This window comes from Thermococcus nautili (assembly GCF_000585495.1).
Lineage (GTDB): Archaea > Methanobacteriota_B > Thermococci > Thermococcales > Thermococcaceae > Thermococcus > Thermococcus nautili.
Genome location: NZ_CP007264.1, coordinates 1,468,219 through 1,486,644, shown reverse-complemented (window position 1 = coordinate 1,486,644; position 18,426 = coordinate 1,468,219). Strand labels below are relative to the sequence as shown.

General features: G+C 56.5%; 27 protein-coding genes. 8 read left to right on the top strand and 19 right to left on the bottom strand.

The window, feature by feature from the left end; all coding sequences use genetic code 11:
* The first annotated feature begins 218 nt into the window (after nt 1-218).
* Both BD01_RS08210 and BD01_RS08205 read left to right on the top strand, forming a co-directional pair.
* Nucleotides 219-893 (top strand): metal-dependent hydrolase, encoded by a 675-nt coding sequence (locus tag BD01_RS08210; RefSeq protein ID WP_042691857.1) that lies wholly within the window; start codon nt 219-221, stop codon nt 891-893.
* 45 nt (nt 894-938) lie between these two features.
* On the top strand, nt 939-1,952 hold the full coding sequence (locus tag BD01_RS08205) for a cell wall-binding repeat-containing protein (protein ID WP_042691854.1): 1,014 nt from the start codon (nt 939-941) through the stop codon (nt 1,950-1,952).
* A 75-nt stretch (nt 1,953-2,027) separates the two neighbouring features.
* Here BD01_RS08205 and BD01_RS08200 read toward each other — a convergent pair whose 3' ends face one another.
* Genes BD01_RS08200 through speE form a run of 5 tightly spaced genes read right to left on the bottom strand, consistent with a single transcriptional unit; the run spans nt 2,028 to nt 5,480 of the window.
* On the bottom strand, nt 2,028-2,171 hold the full coding sequence (locus BD01_RS08200) for a C2H2-type zinc finger protein (RefSeq protein WP_042691851.1): 144 nt from the start codon (nt 2,169-2,171) through the stop codon (nt 2,028-2,030).
* 46 nt (nt 2,172-2,217) lie between these two features.
* Nucleotides 2,218-3,030 (bottom strand): hypothetical protein, encoded by an 813-nt coding sequence (locus BD01_RS08195; protein ID WP_042691848.1) that lies wholly within the window; start codon nt 3,028-3,030, stop codon nt 2,218-2,220.
* Nucleotides 3,020-3,700: a hypothetical protein gene (locus tag BD01_RS08190; protein WP_051482190.1), complete on the bottom strand. Its 681-nt coding sequence runs from the start codon at nt 3,698-3,700 to the stop codon at nt 3,020-3,022. The genes BD01_RS08195 and BD01_RS08190 overlap by 11 nt, the downstream gene beginning before the upstream one ends.
* A 47-nt stretch (nt 3,701-3,747) precedes the next feature.
* Nucleotides 3,748-4,629 carry a lysylphosphatidylglycerol synthase domain-containing protein gene (locus BD01_RS08185; RefSeq protein ID WP_042693281.1) on the bottom strand — a complete coding sequence of 294 codons (882 nt, stop codon included), beginning with the start codon at nt 4,627-4,629 and terminating at the stop codon, nt 3,748-3,750.
* Between the two features lie 5 nt (nt 4,630-4,634).
* Nucleotides 4,635-5,480 (bottom strand): polyamine aminopropyltransferase, encoded by an 846-nt coding sequence (gene speE / locus BD01_RS08180; RefSeq protein WP_042691846.1) that lies wholly within the window; start codon nt 5,478-5,480, stop codon nt 4,635-4,637.
* Nucleotides 5,481-5,573: 93 nt separating this feature from the next.
* On the opposite strand from speE, the gene BD01_RS08175 reads away from it, so the two are divergent.
* Entirely contained in the window at nt 5,574-6,050 is a 477-nt protein-coding gene (locus BD01_RS08175; protein ID WP_042691843.1) for a hypothetical protein, read from the top strand.
* Here the strand turns inward: BD01_RS08175 and BD01_RS08170 are convergent.
* Together BD01_RS08170 and BD01_RS08165 are read right to left on the bottom strand one after the other, a co-directional pair.
* On the bottom strand, nt 6,044-6,517 hold the full coding sequence (locus BD01_RS08170) for a pyruvoyl-dependent arginine decarboxylase (RefSeq protein WP_042691841.1): 474 nt from the start codon (nt 6,515-6,517) through the stop codon (nt 6,044-6,046). The two genes, BD01_RS08175 and BD01_RS08170, sit on opposite strands and share 7 nt — an antisense overlap.
* A 166-nt stretch (nt 6,518-6,683) precedes the next feature.
* On the bottom strand, nt 6,684-7,832 hold the full coding sequence (locus tag BD01_RS08165; protein WP_042691840.1) for a cation:proton antiporter: 1,149 nt from the start codon (nt 7,830-7,832) through the stop codon (nt 6,684-6,686).
* Nucleotides 7,833-7,910: 78 nt separating this feature from the next.
* Between BD01_RS08165 and BD01_RS08160 the strand changes: the two genes are divergently transcribed.
* Nucleotides 7,911-8,315 carry an ACT domain-containing protein gene (locus BD01_RS08160; RefSeq protein WP_042691837.1) on the top strand — a complete coding sequence of 135 codons (405 nt, stop codon included), beginning with the start codon at nt 7,911-7,913 and terminating at the stop codon, nt 8,313-8,315.
* On the opposite strand, the gene BD01_RS08155 is transcribed toward BD01_RS08160, so the two are convergent.
* The 8 genes from BD01_RS08155 to BD01_RS08120 are packed head-to-tail and all read right to left on the bottom strand — an operon-like array spanning nt 8,298 to nt 12,067.
* Nucleotides 8,298-9,791: a proton-conducting transporter transmembrane domain-containing protein gene (locus tag BD01_RS08155; protein ID WP_042691836.1), complete on the bottom strand. Its 1,494-nt coding sequence runs from the start codon at nt 9,789-9,791 to the stop codon at nt 8,298-8,300. The two genes, BD01_RS08160 and BD01_RS08155, sit on opposite strands and share 18 nt — an antisense overlap.
* Nucleotides 9,788-10,075 (bottom strand): cation:proton antiporter subunit C, encoded by a 288-nt coding sequence (locus BD01_RS08150; RefSeq protein WP_042691833.1) that lies wholly within the window; start codon nt 10,073-10,075, stop codon nt 9,788-9,790. The genes BD01_RS08155 and BD01_RS08150 overlap by 4 nt, the downstream gene beginning before the upstream one ends.
* On the bottom strand, nt 10,068-10,469 hold the full coding sequence (locus tag BD01_RS08145) for a Na(+)/H(+) antiporter subunit B (protein WP_042691831.1): 402 nt from the start codon (nt 10,467-10,469) through the stop codon (nt 10,068-10,070). Before BD01_RS08145 ends, BD01_RS08150 begins: the two co-directional genes overlap by 8 nt.
* Entirely contained in the window at nt 10,466-10,705 is a 240-nt protein-coding gene (locus tag BD01_RS08140; RefSeq protein ID WP_042691828.1) for a hypothetical protein, read from the bottom strand. Before BD01_RS08140 ends, BD01_RS08145 begins: the two co-directional genes overlap by 4 nt.
* Nucleotides 10,702-10,932 (bottom strand): hydrogenase subunit MbhD domain-containing protein, encoded by a 231-nt coding sequence (locus tag BD01_RS08135; protein WP_042691826.1) that lies wholly within the window; start codon nt 10,930-10,932, stop codon nt 10,702-10,704. The genes BD01_RS08140 and BD01_RS08135 overlap by 4 nt, the downstream gene beginning before the upstream one ends.
* Nucleotides 10,913-11,224, bottom strand: coding sequence for a monovalent cation/H(+) antiporter subunit G (gene mnhG / locus BD01_RS08130; RefSeq protein WP_042691824.1), 312 nt, complete (start codon nt 11,222-11,224; stop codon nt 10,913-10,915). Before mnhG ends, BD01_RS08135 begins: the two co-directional genes overlap by 20 nt.
* Nucleotides 11,217-11,486, bottom strand: coding sequence for a monovalent cation/H+ antiporter complex subunit F (locus BD01_RS08125; RefSeq protein ID WP_042691822.1), 270 nt, complete (start codon nt 11,484-11,486; stop codon nt 11,217-11,219). Before BD01_RS08125 ends, mnhG begins: the two co-directional genes overlap by 8 nt.
* Nucleotides 11,462-12,067: a Na+/H+ antiporter subunit E gene (locus BD01_RS08120; protein WP_042693279.1), complete on the bottom strand. Its 606-nt coding sequence runs from the start codon at nt 12,065-12,067 to the stop codon at nt 11,462-11,464. Before BD01_RS08120 ends, BD01_RS08125 begins: the two co-directional genes overlap by 25 nt.
* A gap of 111 nt (nt 12,068-12,178) precedes the next feature.
* Between BD01_RS08120 and gcvH the strand changes: the two genes are divergently transcribed.
* The 3 genes from gcvH (at nt 12,179) to BD01_RS08105 (ending at nt 14,314) form a co-directional block, all read left to right on the top strand.
* Nucleotides 12,179-12,583, top strand: a complete 405-nt coding sequence (gcvH, locus tag BD01_RS08115; RefSeq protein WP_042691819.1) for a glycine cleavage system protein GcvH — start codon at nt 12,179-12,181, stop codon at nt 12,581-12,583.
* 57 nt (nt 12,584-12,640) lie between these two features.
* Entirely contained in the window at nt 12,641-12,982 is a 342-nt protein-coding gene (locus tag BD01_RS08110) for a DUF7132 family protein (protein ID WP_042691817.1), read from the top strand.
* 234 nt (nt 12,983-13,216) lie between these two features.
* Nucleotides 13,217-14,314 (top strand): AAA family ATPase, encoded by a 1,098-nt coding sequence (locus BD01_RS08105; protein WP_042691814.1) that lies wholly within the window; start codon nt 13,217-13,219, stop codon nt 14,312-14,314.
* Between the two features lie 26 nt (nt 14,315-14,340).
* On the opposite strand, the gene gltA is transcribed toward BD01_RS08105, so the two are convergent.
* A complete protein-coding gene (gene gltA, locus BD01_RS08100; protein ID WP_042691812.1) occupies nt 14,341-15,783 on the bottom strand; it encodes an NADPH-dependent glutamate synthase in 1,443 nt (480 codons plus the stop codon).
* Entirely contained in the window at nt 15,783-16,649 is an 867-nt protein-coding gene (locus BD01_RS08095) for a sulfide/dihydroorotate dehydrogenase-like FAD/NAD-binding protein (protein ID WP_042691809.1), read from the bottom strand. The genes gltA and BD01_RS08095 overlap by 1 nt, the downstream gene beginning before the upstream one ends.
* A gap of 177 nt (nt 16,650-16,826) precedes the next feature.
* On the opposite strand from BD01_RS08095, the gene BD01_RS08090 reads away from it, so the two are divergent.
* On the top strand, nt 16,827-17,033 hold the full coding sequence (locus BD01_RS08090; RefSeq protein ID WP_211233893.1) for a hypothetical protein: 207 nt from the start codon (nt 16,827-16,829) through the stop codon (nt 17,031-17,033).
* Here the strand turns inward: BD01_RS08090 and BD01_RS08085 are convergent.
* The gene (locus tag BD01_RS08085; protein WP_042691805.1) at nt 17,020-17,781 is read right to left on the bottom strand and encodes a tRNA (adenine-N1)-methyltransferase; all 762 of its coding nucleotides are present in this window, start codon (nt 17,779-17,781) and stop codon (nt 17,020-17,022) included. The two genes, BD01_RS08090 and BD01_RS08085, sit on opposite strands and share 14 nt — an antisense overlap.
* Nucleotides 17,774-18,394, bottom strand: coding sequence for a DUF257 family protein (locus BD01_RS08080; protein WP_042691802.1), 621 nt, complete (start codon nt 18,392-18,394; stop codon nt 17,774-17,776). The genes BD01_RS08085 and BD01_RS08080 overlap by 8 nt, the downstream gene beginning before the upstream one ends.
* Nucleotides 18,395-18,426 lie beyond the last annotated feature (32 nt).

Below are 18,426 nucleotides of genomic sequence, written 5' to 3'. Positions count from 1 at the left end.
CATTGAAGTTCATCCTTATAAATTTTGCCATTTATGTTCATTAACGGACATGAACGTTCAGTAATGGTGACATTTTGTAATGCAGGGCTAGCTTTTACTCCGAAGTAAACGCTTTTGCTTACCCATAACAACGGGAACTGTGGGGTTTTAATGTAACCCAGAGTCACGGCGAAAGATTTAAGTAAGCTCTGGTTATTTTATCCTCGGAGGTGATGGCGATGGTGAAGGTGAAGTTCCTCGGCCACGCGGCTTTTCTGATTGAGGGGAGCAAGAGAATTCTGATAGACCCGTTCCTCACCGGCAACCCGCAGGCGGCGGTGAAGCCTGAGGAGGTTGAGGCCGACCTGATACTCGTTACCCACGCTCACGGCGACCACATTGGCGACGCGGTCGAGATAGCCAAGAGGACCGGCGCGAAGATAGTTGCAATGTTCGACGTCGCCAACTACATCAGCGAGCAGGCCGAGGGGGTTGAGGTCATCGGCATGAACTACGGACCGACTGAGATAGACGGTGTCGGAATCGTCCAGGTTCCGGCCTGGCACTCCAGCAGCGACGGCAAGTACGGCATCGGCAACCCGTGTGGCTACATAGTCAAGCTCGATGGAAAGACGATTTACCACGCCGGCGACACCTTCGTGTTCCTCGACATGGGTCTGTTCAGCGAGCTCTACGGCCCGATTGACGTTGCCCTGCTCCCGATAGGCGGACACTTCACTATGGGCCCGAGGGAGGCCGCTAAAGCCGTCGAACTGCTCAAGCCCAAGAAGGTCGTCCCGATGCACTACAACACCTGGCCCCCGATTTCGGCCGACCCCGAGGAGTTCAAGAGGCTCGTTGGGGATAAAGCCGAGGTCGTTATCCTCAAGCCCGGCGAGGAGCTTGAGCTTTGAAAAACCTTTTAAGAGCCTCCCTTTATCTCCTTTTCAGGTGGTGAAATGGGCAGAAGGGCTGGGTTTCTTATCTTTGCACTGGTTTTGATGTTCATCACTCCGCTCGTTCATCCCGTTGGGGCCCAGGTTCCGGGGGAAAGCCCCCCTTACGACCTGATAATCGTGAGAAACGACAACCTGATTGATTATATAGTCGCTCTCCCCTATTCACGGCTTTTGGGAATACCAATTCTCCCAGTTAATCCAGATGAGCTTGACACAACCACCCTCGCCCAGCTCCAGAGCTATGAACAGTTCGGCTGGTACAAGGTGCTCGTTATAGGTGACTACAAGGCAATCAGCCAGAAGGTGCAGGAACAGCTCATCGGCCTCGGGTTTCAGGTCACGAGGATAGGCGGCGCCACGAGGGTTGACACTTCGGTCAAGCTCGCCGAGGAGTTCTATCCAAACGGCGCCAAGACTGTAATCCTCGCTAGTGCAAGTGACTATGGCTCTGCCCTTGCCGCCGCGAGGTGGGCGATGACCTACGAGAACCCGCTCCTTCTGACGAATCCAAACAACCTTTCCCAGTCCGTTATCAGCGCCCTCAAGAGGCTCCACCCGAACCTCGTGGTTCTCATCGGGGCGGGTATGTCCAAGGACATCCAGACCCAGCTTCAGGAACTCGGGTATCAGACGTACTGGGTGAAGGAAAGCATAACGATAACGGTCTCGTCCCCAACACCCCCGGCCAAGACCGACTGGACCCTCGTCATCGGCGCGGTGATACTTACCCTCGCGGTTGCGATTCCGGCTTCACTCTACTACGCCAAGAAGAAGTGGTCCGCCAACAAGGTTCCAATCGAGGTTTTGACCGAGAAGGAGCGCATAGTCGTCAAGGCAATCCTCGACAAGGGCGGAACCGTAAAGCAGGAGGAACTGCCGGAGCTCACAGGTTACTCAAGGCCGACGATAAGCAGAATCATTCAGGAGCTCGAGAAGAAACAGCTCGTCGAGAGGGAGAAGGTTGGGAAAACTTTCATAGTCCGCCTCACGAAGGAAATCATAATGCGCGAGTAGCGGTCGGTTAAGCCCTCCGCTCATCACTTTTTCAGGGTCCTGGCTGTTTCTTCATCCCGCAAGAAAAGAAGGAAATCACTTGCGGAAGAGATGGCCGTGAGCCCTGTTCACGTGCCTCGTGAAGGCCTTGGCGTCGCGGAAGACCATTCCGCACCTCGGACAGCGGAAGAGTATCTCCCCGTCCCTGTCCTTAATCTTGATGGCCTTCAACACCGCCATCTCCTCCACCCCCGAGCGGAGTTTTGATTCGGGCTTTTAAACTTTGCTAAATCCATATCCTGTTGCCCTTGACCTTGAGGTAGCCGAGCGTTTGAAGAACCTTCAGGAAGTCCTCTATCGCGTCCTCGTCGTAGTAGATGTTTATCCTCTCGTTCCTGCCCTCGACGGTTATCGGTTCGAGCTCCATGATTGCCTCGATGAGCTCGTTCTTCCTCCTGTACTTCTCGGCCAGCTCAAGGATTCTCTCCGCCAAAACGGAGCGGGCTATTCCGTCGAACATTGCCTCGACGTAGCTCTCCTCTGTCGCGTAGTCCTCCGCTATATCAAGGGCAGTCTCTATTAGCTCCCTCTCGACCTCCAAAACCTCAACGTAGTAGCGCTTCTCAAGGGTGTACTCGGTTACGAGCGTCGCCTTTAACCTTTCCTCAAGCTCCTCGAGCTCGTCGCCGATTTCCTCAATCGGGAAGCGTAGCTCAAGGCTCAGCGCGTCGAGGGGAACTCTTTCCCTCAGCAGGAAGCCTCCCTCGGTTTCCTCTATCGCCCCGGATTCAATAAGCGCGCTCACAACCGATAGCTTTGGCAGGTCGGGCTCTTCGAAGAGGGTTCCGAGCTCCTTAACCTCGCCGGGCTCCCAGTTTTCGAGAAGTTCGTCGTAGGCCAGCTTTACAGCCTCAAGCTCCTCACCTATGGCCGGAACCTCTGAGGCCACCTCGACGAGCTCGGCGTAGGTGCCCCGGATTACAACGTAGTGCTCAATCTCGGCCCTGGTTTCTTCCTTCGTCCTGTTCATTATTCCCGCCCTGCTGAGCTCGCGCGAGAGGGCGTTCATATCGTCCTTGGTGAGAACTTCAAACCTCATGGTCTTCCCCCTCTATCGAGCGCCCTTCACCGTTATAACCTTTCGGCTTGAGCAGGGACTGGAGGAGGGCCTTTACGGGCTTGTTGTGAATCCTTTCCACGGTTTCCGCAACCTCGTTCTCAAGGCCGTCCCTGAAGTTCGCGTAGAGGAGCAGGGCGTAGGCGATGACCTTCGGGTCGCCCTCACCGAGCCTCTCGATTGCGCTCGCGAGCGGGGGATTCCTCAGGAGCTCATCCGCGAGGGTTTCGAGGGCCTTCCTGTCGTCCCTTTCCACGGCCCTTCTCAGGGGCTCGTAGAAGGCCTTGAGAACAAGCCTTGCCATTCTTTCCCTCTCAAGCAGGTCCTTTCCCGGTTCTTCCTTCCTCTCCCGGGTCAGGAGGTAGTAGGCAAGGGGCACGCTGAAGGCGATAATCATCAGCGCGTAGAGCCCGGTGGGTATCTTAACACCTGAGGGGGCCCTCCTTGAGATGACCACGAGGAGGACGAGGCCTATTGCGAACCAGAGGAGCATTCCCGCGAGGTAATAGGGGGAGTAGTCCTTCACCTCCGGCCCCTTTGCCCTGGCCCCGAGCTCCTCAATTCTCCTTAATCCTGTCTCGGCTATCTCTATCTCTGCCTGGAGGCGCTTTATCCGCCTGTCAATCTCCCCAAGAACCCCTTCCTTTTCCATGTTGTTCACCAGATGCCTGATGATTATTAACCATTAAGGTGATGTGCTTAATTAGCTTTAACCTCGCCCGCCACGAGGCGGTAAAATGCGACTGCCCCAACGATTGCGTAGGCGTACTGGGTTATGAACTTGTAGAGAAACGCCACAACGATTGCAGTTGGACTGTCGCCGATGGCGAGCGTTACTCCAAGCTCGTTCGCTCCAATCCCCCCGGGAGTTCCAAGAAGCCCACCGAGAAAGTTTGAGTACAGCACCGCTTCAAGGAACTTGATGTAGTTTTCTCCCACTCCAAAAGTTCTTGCCGTCAGGTACAGCGCCGTTGAGTTCGCAACTGCTAGGAGCATTCCAACGGCTATCGCTAGAAGAACAGTTTTGAGCTCTCCCCTGGCCCTGTGCCAGCCAGAATACATCTTTTCGAGAGTTTGGAGCTTTTTAATTGCCCAGAACAACGGGTATAAGAAGTAGTAGGCCACTCTGTCAAAAATAATCGCCACGAGAAGGGCTCCGGCGATGGTTAATGCTATCGGATTTTTCCCGATGAACGCGATTAACAGCAGGCCCGCGAGGAACTCGGTTGCTATCGCAAGAAGACCGACACCCATCGTGTACCAGTAGTCCGTTCCGAGGAGTCTGACTTTAACGAGAACTCCAACGGCGCTGTTGAGGGAGAACCCCAAGTACGTTCCCGAGAGCGTCGCCAGCAGCGTTCTTCTGAACGAAACTCCCGAGGCGTGGTGAACGTAAACGTACCAGAGGGCGGTGTAGAGGAGGTACGCCACGAAACCCGTCAGAACTGCTGTCAGGAAATAGGGAGATAACAGCGAGGAAGCGCTCAGGTTCACCTTTGAGGCTTCGGCGTAGACCTTGTGGAGCAGGTAGGCGGTTATGGCAACGGTTAGGAGTAGCGTTGCCGGTTTTCTCCAGTTCACGCCCTTCACTCCTTCTCAAGGAGTTCCCTGACGTATTTCGGCATCTGGAAGAGCGTCTCGTGCCTCTCGGGGTCGTAGTAGTAGAGCTTCTCGGGGGCCCTGCTCACGTCCACCTTCCTGAAGTCCAAGTCGCCCTTAACTCCCACGAGGAAGCTCCAGGGCGAGGCGTAGCCTATCACGGGGAAGCTGAAGTAGTAGACCCTGTCGAAGACCTTCTTCATGGCTTTGTAGGCGTCGAGGAGTTCGTTGGTGAAGAGGTAGACGCTCCCCGCCTGGGTGATGTAGAGGCCCTTCTCGTTGAGCTTCTCGTAGGCCGAGCGGTAGAATTCCTCGCTGAACAGGAGCTTCGCTGGACCAACAGGGTCGGTTGAGTCCACGATTATGACGTCGAAGCGCTCCTCAGTTTCCTTTAGGTACTTGACGCCGTCGCCGATTATCAGCTCGGCCCTCGGGTCGTCGAAGGCGCCCCTGTCTATGCCGAGGTAAATCCTCGAAACCTCGACGACCATCTCGTCAATCTCGACCATCGTGGCCTTCTCCACGCTCTCGTGCCTGAGCACTTCCCTCAGCGTCCCGCCGTCGCCGCCGCCTATGATGAGCACCCTCTTTGGATTCGGGTGCGCGAGCATGACCGGGTGAACGAGAACCTCGTGGTAGCTCTCCTCGCCTATCTCGACGAGCTGAACCGTTCCATCGAGGACGAGCAGTTTGCCGAACCCTTCCGTCTGGTAGAGCTCGAGCCTCTGGTATTTCGTCTGCGTCTCGAAGAGTCTCTCCTTAACCTTGAAACCGACGCCGTAGCCCCTCGGATACCACTCGATAAAGGCCCTCTCCTCCTCGCTGTAGCCCATGAACCTCACCTGAGCTTAGCTCACCGTTTGGGTTTTAAACCTATGGGTTTTCACAGGGCAAAGTTATTAAGGCCCTTCCGAGAGTTAGTAGCGATGGCCGAGGCAGAGCTCAGAAGAAAACTCGCCCAGGAAATAGCGGATTTGTGGGCTGAAATCTCTGGCGGATTTGGAGAGGGGATTCCCCATCTAGTCGGTGAAATTAGCGCGAGTCCTGGGCTTACAGTTGAGCTTGACGTTGCCTTTTTTGATGACTACCGCCTTGAGCGCTTCCTCGACGATGGTGTTCTCTTCTTCGTCTTTCCCGCTGACGAAGGCAGTCCAAGGGCCCTCTTCGTGTCACTCTGGCGATTCCTCCAGGGCAAGGGAGTCCCAAAGCTTCTGATTCCCGGGGTAAAGCTTGAGGGCCCGCTGAGCGAGGCCCTTGGAAAGCTCGGGTTTGAGGTTCTGTGGATGACCGGCGATTCGGTGGTTGAAGTGTGGGCGGTTAAGGGAAGGGCCCGCTACGAAATGGTCTTTCAGAGAACAGGTGACAACGAGTTCACCCTGGTTGAAAAGAAAAAGGTTCAGTAGGGGAACATGACGACGACCGCTATTGCCGCGGCAGGCTTGTCCTTGACTGTTATCTCGGCGCTTGCAACCTTGAACTCTGCCAGCTCCCAGCCCCTGTTGGCAAAGCCCTCCTCGACCATTTTCTTCACGATTCTCTCGGCTTCTTCCTTCGTGCAGTAGCCGGCGTACTCGTAGATTAGGCCACCCTCGTTGTTCTTGCTTATCCCAACTCCAAGGGCCGCGCTGATGGTCATCCCCGGTTCGTCGCTCTCGATGTGCGCGTAAACGGTCGGCAGAAGCATTCCTATCGGGACGTCGTGGACCTTGTCCATCCACTCGATGTGTGCCGGGATAACGCTGCTGAGCTTGACGAGGTTGACGTTCCCTATGCCGAGCTTGAGGAGTGCGTTGTCGAAGGCGTTTAACTTAGTTCCGCCCTCTGCGGCGGCCGCTCCTATGAAAGCCCTCTTAGGTGTCGTCCAGCTCATCTCAGCCTCCTCCTTTCTTTTCTCACCTGTTAGGCGATTATACTCGAAAGCAACGGTTCGCTTACTCGCTAGTCTGTGGGCGGCTTAAAAACGTTTCGCTATATCTAAAAGAAAGCCTGTGAGAGGGGATTTACCTTAAATCTCCCTTCTAAATCTGTTGTCATGGTCAGGTGAGGCTTCCGGGGTTCTTTGAGGTGCGCTGATTTACCAGCCTTCCCAGCGTGGCTGACGTAAAGATTCCAAGGACGCTCGCAAGTGAAGACATAGCGTACATGTGTTCGCTTAGAACTCCCGAGACAAAACCGATTTCGCCCATGAGCAAACCGAGAACTCCGAAACTGGCAATGCCGGCTCCTCTAACTATGCTGGTCGGCAGGTCTGTTTTTCTGACGGCCATTGTTGATAGAGCCAGTCTAACGATGTATATCGCCACGAAGAACTCTATGACCACGAACGACAGCTCGGTCTCGAAGTTCAGGCCGCGCCAGGCGAAGAATATCGGGGCGAAGATTCCGTAAGTGACGCCGCTCACTATGGTGGTCAGCCTGTCGTACTGCTTCGTCCCGACCAGGTCGCTGTGCATCATCAAACCGGCCAGGAAGCCGCCTATGCTGAAGTGCATTCCTATCTCCTCGCTGATGAAGGCAAGGGAAGTTGAAAACACCATGAAAAGCCCGAAGACAGCTTCGTCGCTCTTGAGCCTGCGGAGGAAGCGTATTATGCGGACCTTCTGCTTTATGCCCAGGAGGTAGTTGGCGTACAGTATTGCCCCCACGAAGAGGGCGTCCTTTATTATGCTGGACAGTATCATCTCGTAGTGTCCAGGACTCTCGTGAAAGCGCACCACCATGTAGACTATAAGAAGTCCCATTATCTCGCTTATCACGGCGTAAGAAAGGGCTACGTGAAGGAAGTCCTCTCCAAAGAAGCGCTTCAGCCTGACGACTATAGGGGCGGATGCGGTGGAGAGTATTGCGGCCGATATAATGTTGTCCGAGCTAACCGTCCACCCCGTAAACGGCAGTGTCACGGCGAACATCACCAAGTACGTTAGGGCGTAGAGGGGCACCGTTATTCTACCCGCGTAGTGAAGCTCTTCGGGAGTGACCTCAAGTCCCGCCGAAATCATTAGAAAGAAGAGGCCGAGCTCTGCCATTAGTTCCATCTGGTCTCGTGGCATGTTTATGAGAACTGCGCTTAGAATCATACCGGCGGTAATTTCGCCAAGGAAGCCGGGATAGCCGAGTCTCTCAAAGCCCTCGGCAAGAAGTCTGGCGAAAGCTATAATTATGAAGACGTACCCTATGATTTGCATGCTCTATCCTTTCTTAGGTCAGGCTAAAAATCTTCCGGTCACGGCAAATGATTAATACCCTCCCGTGAAACTTTCGTCATGAGGCACTACGAGATAGTTAAGATACGGCGAAACGGCGTCGTTGAGATTCCAACGGAATACGCATACGAGCTGGGCCTCCTGGAGGGGGCATACTTTCTCGTAGAGATAGACACCGACCTTAAGGAGGTTCACCTCGAGCGCATAGCCCTGCCCGGCAAGAGGCTCGCGGAGGTCGAGCTGGTCGTTGAGGACAGGCCGGGGGTTCTGGCGAAGATAAGCGGCCTCTTCGGCAGGCACGGGGTGAACATCCTCTTCAGCGAGTCCGAGGAGCTCTCCGCCATAGGCCTGGCCGGCATCGTCGCGGTGGTGGACGTCAGCGGCGTTGAGAGCCTCGACGACCTCAGGAGCGAGCTTGAGGCCCTCCCGGAGGTCAAGGAGGTCCTCCTAAAGCCCCTGGATTAGCGAGAGCAGAACGACGAACGCCACCAGCCCGGCCACCAGGCGGTTTATCTCCTCCCCGATTTCTCCTCCTTTTTCCGCACCTTTAATCCCCAACAGCCCTGCCCTCCTGAGGAGCAGGAAGAGCGCAACGGCCAGGGCCAGGTAGAGGGTGTCCTTCGGGTTCGGATGGGGGTTAAGGTAAACGCCGCCCGCGATGGCCGCGAGGGCCAGCCCGAAGACTGGGACCTTCAGCCGGAGCGGGATTTTCCCCGCGCGCTTCGCCGCGAGGTGAGCGTTGAGCTTCGTGAACGAGGCCAGCGTCCCAACGCTCCCAGCTGGAACCGCGAGCTTCCACAGCCCGTCAAGGTTCTCATACAGCAGTCCCTTGCCGTAGGCCCCAACGAGGGGTGAAACCCCGCCGATGGCCAGGCTCAGGGCGATTATCGAGATGGAGAGGAAGTGGTCCCCCCTGTACCCGAATGTTCCCAGCTCCTTCCTCTCGCCCGCGAGGGAGCCAACGCCGAGGAAAAGGCCCCCTTTGAAAATCGAGTGAGCCATGGCGTAGTAAGCGGCCCCGAGGAAGTTGAGGCTCGCTATGCCGAGGAGCACGTAGCCCATCTGGGAGACCGTGTGATACGCCAGCAGCCTCTTGGCGTTCTTCTGGAGGAGCGCCATCGCCACGCCGAAGAACAACGACGCTACCGCCACAGCAAGCAGGGCGGTTCGAAGGGCTTCACCTGAAGGCAGGGAGGAGATGAGGAGAACCATTCCGTATGCTGGCGCCTTGACGAGGGCACCGCTCAGCATGGCGCTCACCGGCGTCGGTGCCATCGAGTGGGCATCTGGAAGCCAGGAGTGCAGGGGAAAGATTCCGGCCTTGAGGAGCAGGGCGGAGAGGGCTATCCCGAGGGCAACGCTGAGTTCCCTACTCTCCACCGCGTTCTCGGCTATGAGCGCGACGTTCAGGTAGCCCGTCTCCATGTAGATAATCCCGACCGCGAAGACGAAGAGGTACGACGCGAGCAGGGAGACTATGAGGTACTTGAAGGCCGCCCTCCGGGCTTCCTTTCCCGGGAGCGCCACGAGGGCGAAGGCCGAGACCGAGGCTATCTCGGAGTATATGTAGAAGTTGAAGAGGTCCCTCGCCACGAACGCCCCCATCAGGCCGGCGTGCATCAGGAGTAGCAGGGAGAGCACCTTCGCGTACCTCCCGTCCTCCCGGAAGTAGCTCACCGCGTAGAGGGCAACGAAGAGGAACAGCACCCCCTCCCCCACGAGGAAGGGCGCGTTGAGGGGCGTGAAGGCTACCTCTATCCCCGCCCTCCTGTCCCAGCCGCCCACGACCTCCACCGGGTCGGAGAGGAGGAGCACGAGGCCCGGCAGTACCGCGCCGGTTAAGAAGGCCAGCCTCACCGGCCACCCCCTGACCTTGAGGGTGTCGAGCAGGACGATGAGGAAAGCGAGGCCCATCGCGGTGGCCGGGGCGAGGGAAATCAAGGGGCATCACCCCCTCTAAGCACCATCGCAAGGGCGAGCGACGTTATCGCCACGTCCACGACGAGCGTCGTCAGCATCAGCGTCGCCGGGAGCGGGTCAACGGGTTCGGTCGGCATGACCGGGACGTCGCCGCCCGGGTAATACGCCAGACCGACGAAGAACAGGACCAGGCCGAGGGACACCACGTTGAGGGACAGCACGAGCTTTACCGGCTCCCTCTTTGCCATCAGGCCGTAGATTCCGACCAGCATCACCGCTATGCCCGCAAGCTCAGGACTAATCACTTTCCACCCACCTCAGGAGTATGTAGAAGACGAAGGTGAAGGCAGCGCCGACCTCCAGCCCGACGATGACGTTGAAGGGCAGGATTATGCCCCCCTCGGTGTCGAGGAAGTTGGCGTAGAACGCGCCTGCCATAAGTCCCACCACGCCCAGGAGCACTAGCATGACCCCTGCGGAGCTTTCTATCAGGCTCGCCCAGTTGAAGTGGAACCTCCTCCTGACCTTCCGGTAGCCGTGGGAGGTTATGAGCAGTATCACCGCGACCGCGAGAATCACACCTCCTTGGAAGCCGCCCCCGGGACTCACGTGGCCGTAGAGCATCAGGTACGCGGCGTACGTGACGAGAAACGGGCTGACCATCTTGGTGGTTGTCCTCACCACGACGCTCATCTTCACTTCTTCTTCCCCCCTAAGAGGACGTAGAAGCCGACCACCGCCGTGAATAGCAGGCTCGCCTCGCCGAGGCTGTCGTAGGCCCTCCAGCCGGCTAAAATGGCCGAGACCAGGTTCGAAACGCCGATTTCCCCCCAGTGGGCCACGTAGTAGGTGAAGCTCCCGCCGGCGGGGAAGTGGTAGTCGAGCGAGAGCAACAGCAAGCCGAGGGCCAGGGTCAGAACGACTGCGCCCCTCACCGCCCCACCTCCTCAATTGTGAACAGGAACACGCCTATCACTATCGCCCCCACCACTATCGCCGAGAGCGCCACGTCCGGTGCGTTCAGCTCGAAGAGGGCCAGGATAAAGAGCAGGCTGAGCAGGGAGTACTTGACCACCGCGTTTATGAGGTTCTCCTCCTCGACCACGGCAATAGCTAGAACCACCATCGCCACGAAGACCACGTCAAGGATTGTCCCAAGCATACATATCCACCACTGCCTCGGGTTTGACGCCGTAGCGGTAGGCCCCCCTCGCGAGGGCGTGGCTCACCATCGGGTTTATCATCGCTATCAGGAAGGCCAGCACGAGGAACTTGGCCTTGACGATTCCCGGTGCGTCCATCGTGAGGACGAGGTAGAGGATTATGCTCATGGCCCCTCCCGTGTCGCACTTGCTCGCCGCGTGAAGCCGGGTGTAAACGTCCGGGAACCGGAGTATCCCCAGGGCTCCAAAGAGCATCACCGCCTCGCCGAAGAGGATTAGTCCCTCAAGCACCGCCGGCACGCTCCATGTACTTTGCCAGTATAAGCCCTCCCACGGAGTTCACCATCAGCAGGACTATGGCGAGGTCTATCAGGTAGTACTCCCCCCTCATCGCCGCCACCAGGGCTATTATCACCACCACCTTCGTCGTTATCGTGTTAAGCCCCACCACCCTGTCCGGAAGGGTCGGTCCCCTGAGCACGCGGTACGAGACCAGCAGTGCCGTGAAGACTAGCAGGTAGAAGGCGCTCACCAGAAGACCTTCTTGAGCCATTCCTCGATGTCCCCCTTTATCTTCTCTCCGGCCTTCTCTCGGTCGAGGGTCTCGACGTCTATCCAGTGGACGTAGAGGTAGGTCTCTCCGAGCTTTTTCTTGACGTCCAGCGTTAGAGTGCCCGGGGTGAGGGTTATTGAGTTCGCCAGTATCGTTACGCCTGTGTCCGAGTTTAAGTCCGTCTTTATCTTGACTATGCCCGGCCTTATGTCCATGAGAATCACGTTCTTCGCTACCTTCACGTTGCTCTCCAGCAGGCGGAAGGCCATTATGACCAGGTACTGGGGCAGGTAAATCAGGGTGAAGTAGAGGATTTTTTCCACTATGTTGCCACTTCGACGTATGTCCTCCGTGATGAGGTCGCGCATGAAGAGTGCTATCACGAGGGTGACAACGGAGCCGAGGACTAAGTTAGAGGGTTCCGTGTTCGCGGTTATGACGGCCCAGAAGGCCAGGAGAAGGAGCCAGGTGAGAACTACTCTCTCCCAAGGGGGGAGCTTTGAGGCCTCAAACCTGCTCCTCAAAACCCTCTCGTTCATGGCCTCTAGTCTTTCCTTCAGGTAGAAGGGAACGCGACTCATACGGTAAGTTTGGACGTCGAAGTTAATAATGGTTTTGGACACCCCGGGTTTCCGGAACCATTTCGAGAAAGGTTTAAATGCTCAAACCTGCTACCGTGAACGGTGATGTTCATGATTGAAGTCGGGGAGTACAAGGTTAAGGAAGGCCTCTACTACACCAAGGACCACGAGTGGGTTCAGGTCCTTGACGACGGAACCGTTCTCGTCGGCATAAGCGACTACGCCCAGAAGGAGCTGGGCGATTTGGCCTACGTCGAGCTTCCCGAGGTCGGCAAGGAGCTCAGCAAGGGCGACGTCCTCTGTGAGCTCGAGAGCGTCAAAGCCGTCTCGGAGGTTTACGCCCCGGTCAGCGGCGAAGTCATTGAAGTCAACGAAGAACTTGAGGACAGCCCCGAGGTTCTCAACGAGGACCCCTACGAGCACTGGATTGCCAAGCTCAAGCCCAGCAACCTCGACGAGGAGCTCAAGGAGCTCATGGACGCCGAGGCCTACGCGAAGTATCTGGAGAGCCTCTGACCTTCTCCTTTCCGCAACCGTTAAGTATTTTCTTGCCTATTCTTCCCGGTGGTTCCTATGAAGGTTCTGAAGGAATGGGACGTTAAGGTGAAGCTTGTTAAGACAAAGAGGGGAGCGATTCTCCACATGATTGAACTGGAGCCGGGGCACTTCTACCTCGAACAGAACCCGCTCAAGGATTCAAAGTACGGCGTCGCCTACAGGAAGATAAAGGAGAACTTCCCCGAGTTCTATATGTTCTGGGAGATTAAGAACAACCGCTACACCGGAAAGCTCTTAGCTGGAGCGTTCCTGGAGAAGAAGGAGATAGACGACTTCATAACTCTCCTCGCCCAAACCGAGGACTTCAAGAAGTTTGAAGAAATCCTTGAGGAGATTGAAGAGCTTGAGGAGGAGTGAGCTCGGCCCTTGGCTTTCATCATTTTTGCCGTGTAAAACACGGACTCAGATACCCTAGAGGTCGTCATCGCTCGGTTTCTTTCAAGAAGGGGAGGATAAAAGCCTAACGGCTCGGTTAGTATACCCCTCATCATTCTTCAGCTACCGTGAGGCTCGTCATCGCCTTCCCTACTCCCACCCGCGACTTAAAAAACCAAACCCTTATAACTTCTGCCCCAGTAGTTAACTACTGGGGTGGTAGTTACGTACTTCGATACCCGACCCAAGAGGAAGCGCGAGGATTTGTACGACAGGGAGAAAGAGCTGAGCGACTTTGAAAACTCTCTCCGCTCAAACAATCCCCTCACGGTCATCACGGGAATCAGGAGGCTGGGGAAAACCTCTCTCCTCCTCGTTGGACTGAACGAACTCGGCGTTCCCTATATCCTCGTGGACTTCAGGGGGGTGAACCCGAACTCCAGAATGGACGTCTACAAGCGGATAGAAAGCGCGTTAAACCTCTTCTTCCGCGAGAACCGCAACCTCTGGGAGGAACTCAAGGAGAACCTCAGAACCATAACGGGCCTTCGAGTTCTGAGCTTCGGCGTCAACCTCTCCTGGCGCGAGGAGAAAACGGACTTGATAGCCCTGTTCCGGGAGCTCGAGAAGCACGACGTCGTTCTGGCCTTCGATGAGGTGCAGTATTTGAGGGGCCCCGTCGGAAGCGAGTTCTCTGGTTTAATCGCTCACCTCTATGACTACTCGAACCTGAGAATCGTCATGACCGGCTCCGAAGTTGGCCTGCTCCACGACTACCTCGGCGTGGACGACCCCAAGGCGCCCCTCTACGGCAGATACTTTCACGAGGTTACACTCTCAAGGTTCACGCGGGAGCAGAGCAGGGACTTCCTTATTAAGGGGTTCGAGCAGGTTGGGGTTGCCCCTCCAGAAGAGATAATCGAGGACGCAGTGGAGAAGCTCGACGGTATCGTCGGCTGGCTCGTCCTCTTTGGCAGGAGGGTTCTCGAGAAGGGCTCCTCCAGTGAAATAGTCGAAGAGGTCTTTGAAGAGGCCAAGAGACTCGCGCTGGAGGAGTTTGAGAACTTCCTCTCTAAGAGACCTGCCGCGAGGAAACGCTACCTGGAGATAATGCGCGCAGTTGCGAGCGGACGGAACACGTGGGAAGAGATAAAAGAGCACCTCGAACGGAAAGAGGGCAAGAGCATAGCCGACAGCGTGCTGGCGAGGCTTCTAAAGGCGCTCGTAGATTCCTCCTTCCTCCAGAAGGTCAGGGACGGTCGGAACGTCCATTACAAAATCCCTGACCCGGTGCTTGAGGCTGTGTTTAAGTAACAAGAAAACAGGGAGAGGGAGAACCCTCACGCGTTTTCGTTTCTCTTCTTCGTGAGGTACTCGTGGATTGCCTTCGCGGCCCTTCTTCCGTCGCCCATTGCGAGGATAACCGTTGCCTCGCCCCTTATCGCGTCTCCACCTGCGAAGACTCCCGGAATGCTCGTCATAAGGTTCTCGTCGACGATGATTCTTCCGCGCTCGACCTTCAGGCCGGGCGTGTTGATGATGAGCCTGTTGGGGTGCTTGCCGATTGCTATTATGACGGTGTCCGCCTCAATCGTCACGTACTCGCCGGTTCCGACTATCTTCCTCTTGCCCCTGCTGTCGCGCTCGTCGAGGGCTTTCATCTTCTCGAACTTGACTGCCTTAACGTTGCCCTTCTCATCGCCTATGAACTCGACCGGGTTGACGAAGTACTCGAACTTTATTCCCTCTTCCTTGGCGTGCTCGACTTCCTCAATTCTCGCGGAGACGTCCTCCGGGCCGCGCCTGTATGCGATGATGACCTCGGCACCGAAGCGCCTCGCGCTCCTCGCGGCGTCCATGGCGGTGTTTCCAGCTCCGATGACCACGACGCGCTTTCCAACCTTCACGGGAGTGTCGTACTCGGGGAACAGGTAGGCCTTCATGAGGTTAACGCGCGTGAGGAACTCGTTGGCCGTGTAGATTCCGTTGAGGTTTATGCCGGGGGCGTTGATGAGCCTTGGCGTACCGGCGCCCGAGCCTATAAAGACGGCGTCGTACTCTTCAAGGAGTTCTTCTATGGTCACGGTCTTTCCGACGATGTGGTCGGTGAGTATTTTGACGCCGAGCTTCCTGAGCTTGTCAATCTCGCTCTCGACGATGCTCTTGGGGAGCCTGAACTCGGGGATGCCGTACATCAGGACTCCTCCGGGCTCGTGCAGGGCCTCGTAGATTGTAACGTCGTAGCCGAGCTTCGCCAGCTCTCCAGCTGCCGTAAGTCCGGCCGGACCGGCTCCGATGATTGCAACCTTCTGGCCCTTCTTCTCTATCTTCGGCACCATCTCGAAGAGGAGCTCCTCGTCTATGCCCTTCTCGCGGGCGTAGTCGGCAACGAACCTCTCGAGCTTGCCGATGTTGACCTTGTCCCCCACCTTACCCATGACACAGTTCATCTCACACTGGTCCTCCTGCGGGCAGACGCGACCGGTCGTGGCCGGAAGGGAGTTGCAGGCCCAGATGACCTTGAGGGCCTCCTTTACAGCCTTATCCGGGTCGTCGCGGTACTGGACGAGCTTGCCGATGAAGCCCGGAATGTCTATGTGGACGGGACAGCCTTTTATACAGGGCGCGTAGTTTGCCGGACACTGGAGGCAGCGCTCGGCTTCCTTAACGGCAAGCTCGAAGGTGTAGCCGAGGTTGACCTCCTTGAAGTCCCTAATCCTCTCCTCTGCCGGCCTCTCCGGCGTCGGAACGCGCTCCTTGATGAGCTTCCTCTTAACGACCATCACTGCTCACCTCCCTGGACGGCCTTCAGGTACTCTTCAAAGGCCCTCTTCTCCATGTCAGTGTAATAACCTGTCCTCGCTATGAGGACGTCCCAGTCGACCTGGTAGGCGTCGAACTCGGGGCCGTCTATGCAGGCGAACTTGACCTCGCCGCCGACGGTAACACGGCAGGCGCCGCACATGCCGGTTCCGTCCACCATAATCGGGTGCAGGTCAGCCTTCATCGGGATTCCAAACTCCTTAACGACCTCGAAGACGGCCTTCTGGTCGCCGGCTGGGCCGACCATGAAGACGAGGTCGTAATCCTCTTTCTCAAGCATCTCGCGAACCTTCTCGACGAGCCTCTTGGTGACGTTCTTCATGTTGGTCGGGAAGTCGAGGTTCGGGTCAATGGGAACTGTCTCGAGGACGTGCCTTCCAACGGCCTTCTCAAGCTCGTCCTTCAGAACGACCATCGGCTCAAAGGTGACGTGGAGCGTCGTGACGTCGTTTCCGAGCTCCTGCCAGGCCTTGGCTATCGGGTAGACCTCGACTATTCCTGTATACGCCCCAATGGCGAGGATTTTGCCGAACTTCTCCATCTCGGCCGGGTTTCCGAGGGGGCCGGCTATGTTGAGAATTGAATCGCCGGGCTTGAGCTCGTTGGCCATCCTCATGGTCGTCTTTCCGCGGATGAAGGTTATCAGGACAATCCAGCCCTCTTCCCTGTCCCACATCACCGGTGTGAGGGGAATCCTTTCGCCGTTCGGGAAGGCCCTCACGATGACGAACTGGCCGGGCTGAACCTTCTTGGCCACGTGGGGGGCCTCAATCTTATACCAGATGTTCCTCATTGCGAGCTCTTTCTTTTCAAGTATCCGGTACACGATGAACACCTCCGTGCATGAGCCCAAAGTTGGACATCTAAAGGTTCAGAACCCTTAGTGTTTATAAAGATGTGCTCAACCTTTGGTTGAGAACTCCGAATGGATTTCGAGGGAGGACTTTGAAACCTGAAGGAAACGCTTTTTAACCGGGACGCCGAGGTGAGAACGGTGCCGAAAATGGAGTGGAAGCGGGTTGTGTACCACGTCGCGGTAGTCGTGGCGGCCTTAGGGATGTTTCTGCCCCTCCTCTACGGGGCGGTGCCCCTAGTCAGGGAACTCCTTGGGAGCAATCCCCTACTTAAATCCCTCGCGGTAATAGCACTTGGCTGGCTAACGGCCTACTTCACGTTCGAGGAAAGAGGAGAAAAGGTCACAGCTTCCTGAGGAAGGTTATATAGCCTGTATGAGCCAGCATCGTCGTTTTCGGCCTCATGCAGTCCCTCTTTACTTCCTGTTCTCTGACGAGGACCTCGACGACCCTCGGCCTCATGAAGTGCTCCCTGTACTCCTCCAGCGCCCTGAAGAAGCGGTGGACCTGGTTCATGCAGGGCGTGTAGGCCACGAAGTATCCCCCGGGCTTTAAAACGTCAACCGCGTGCGGGAGGACGTTCTCCGGTTGAGGTAAATCTAAGACGATATGGTCGGCGGTCTCCTCCTCTATTCCGTCGTAGATGCTCCTGTTCTTCAGAACAACTCTGTCCGAGAAGCCAGCGAGCTCGATGTTCCTCTTCGCTATCTCGTAGAAGTCCTTCCTGACCTCGTAGCTTATAACCCTGCCCTCCGGCCCTACGGCGTTGGCGAGGAAGATTGTCAAGGCCCCGCTCCCGGCTCCGGCCTCTATGACGGTGTCGCCGGGTGAAATGCCTGCGTAGGCTATTATTATGCCCGCGTCTTTGGGGTGGACTATCTGTGGCCCCCGTTTCATCTTCGCTATTATGTCGTTGATGTCCGGCTTGAGCGCCACGAAGGTTTCACCCTTGTGGCTCTCTATTCTGCTCCCGTAGGGCTTTCCGATTAGCTCGCCCAGCCTGAGGATTCCGAGGTCGGTGTGGAACTCCCTGTCCTCAACCTTCACGAGGTAGCGCTTTCCCCGCTTATCGACGAGAAGAACCCTGCTTCCCTCCTCAATCACCAATCCCACCGTCCTTGTAGACTTTGAACTCCCCTCCTGAGACCTCCACTATTGCCGTGCTGAGTTCCTCGAGTATCGCAAGGTGGGCGCGCTTTATGACGTCGGCGTTCACGAAGTTGATTATGACGAGGTCCTCCGCTGGAATCGTGCTCACCGCCGTGAGTATCGACTTGATGGCGTTCTCGGGGTTGAAGTGGATGTAGTGGCCGAGTCCGAAGGTCACCATGTACTTTGGCTTCTGGGGAAGCCGTGATATCTTGCTCATGATGGAGTGGTAGCTCCTCAGGAACGTGTGCGGGTCATAGCTTGGCACGACGTCCTCAAGGATTTCGCCGTAGGTTACCGTTCCCGGCCCGACCCTCACGACCCTTAGGTCTTTGAGGAGCTCCAGAACGCCGGAGTAATCAACATCTCCCCTCCTCATGAACTTCCTGAGAAGAATCTCGCCCATTCCAAAGAAGTCAACCACAACCACTCCGCCTGCGTTTATGGCGGGTAACAGCTCACCCCACGCAAGGTTCTCTATGGGTTCTCGCGACTGGTACTCGATTAAAACAACGTCTCCGGGGGTCATGAAGCTGAGCACGTCTTTCTCAAGGTTTTTGATGGCCATGACCTTCACCAAAAGGGTTTTTAACGGCCGGT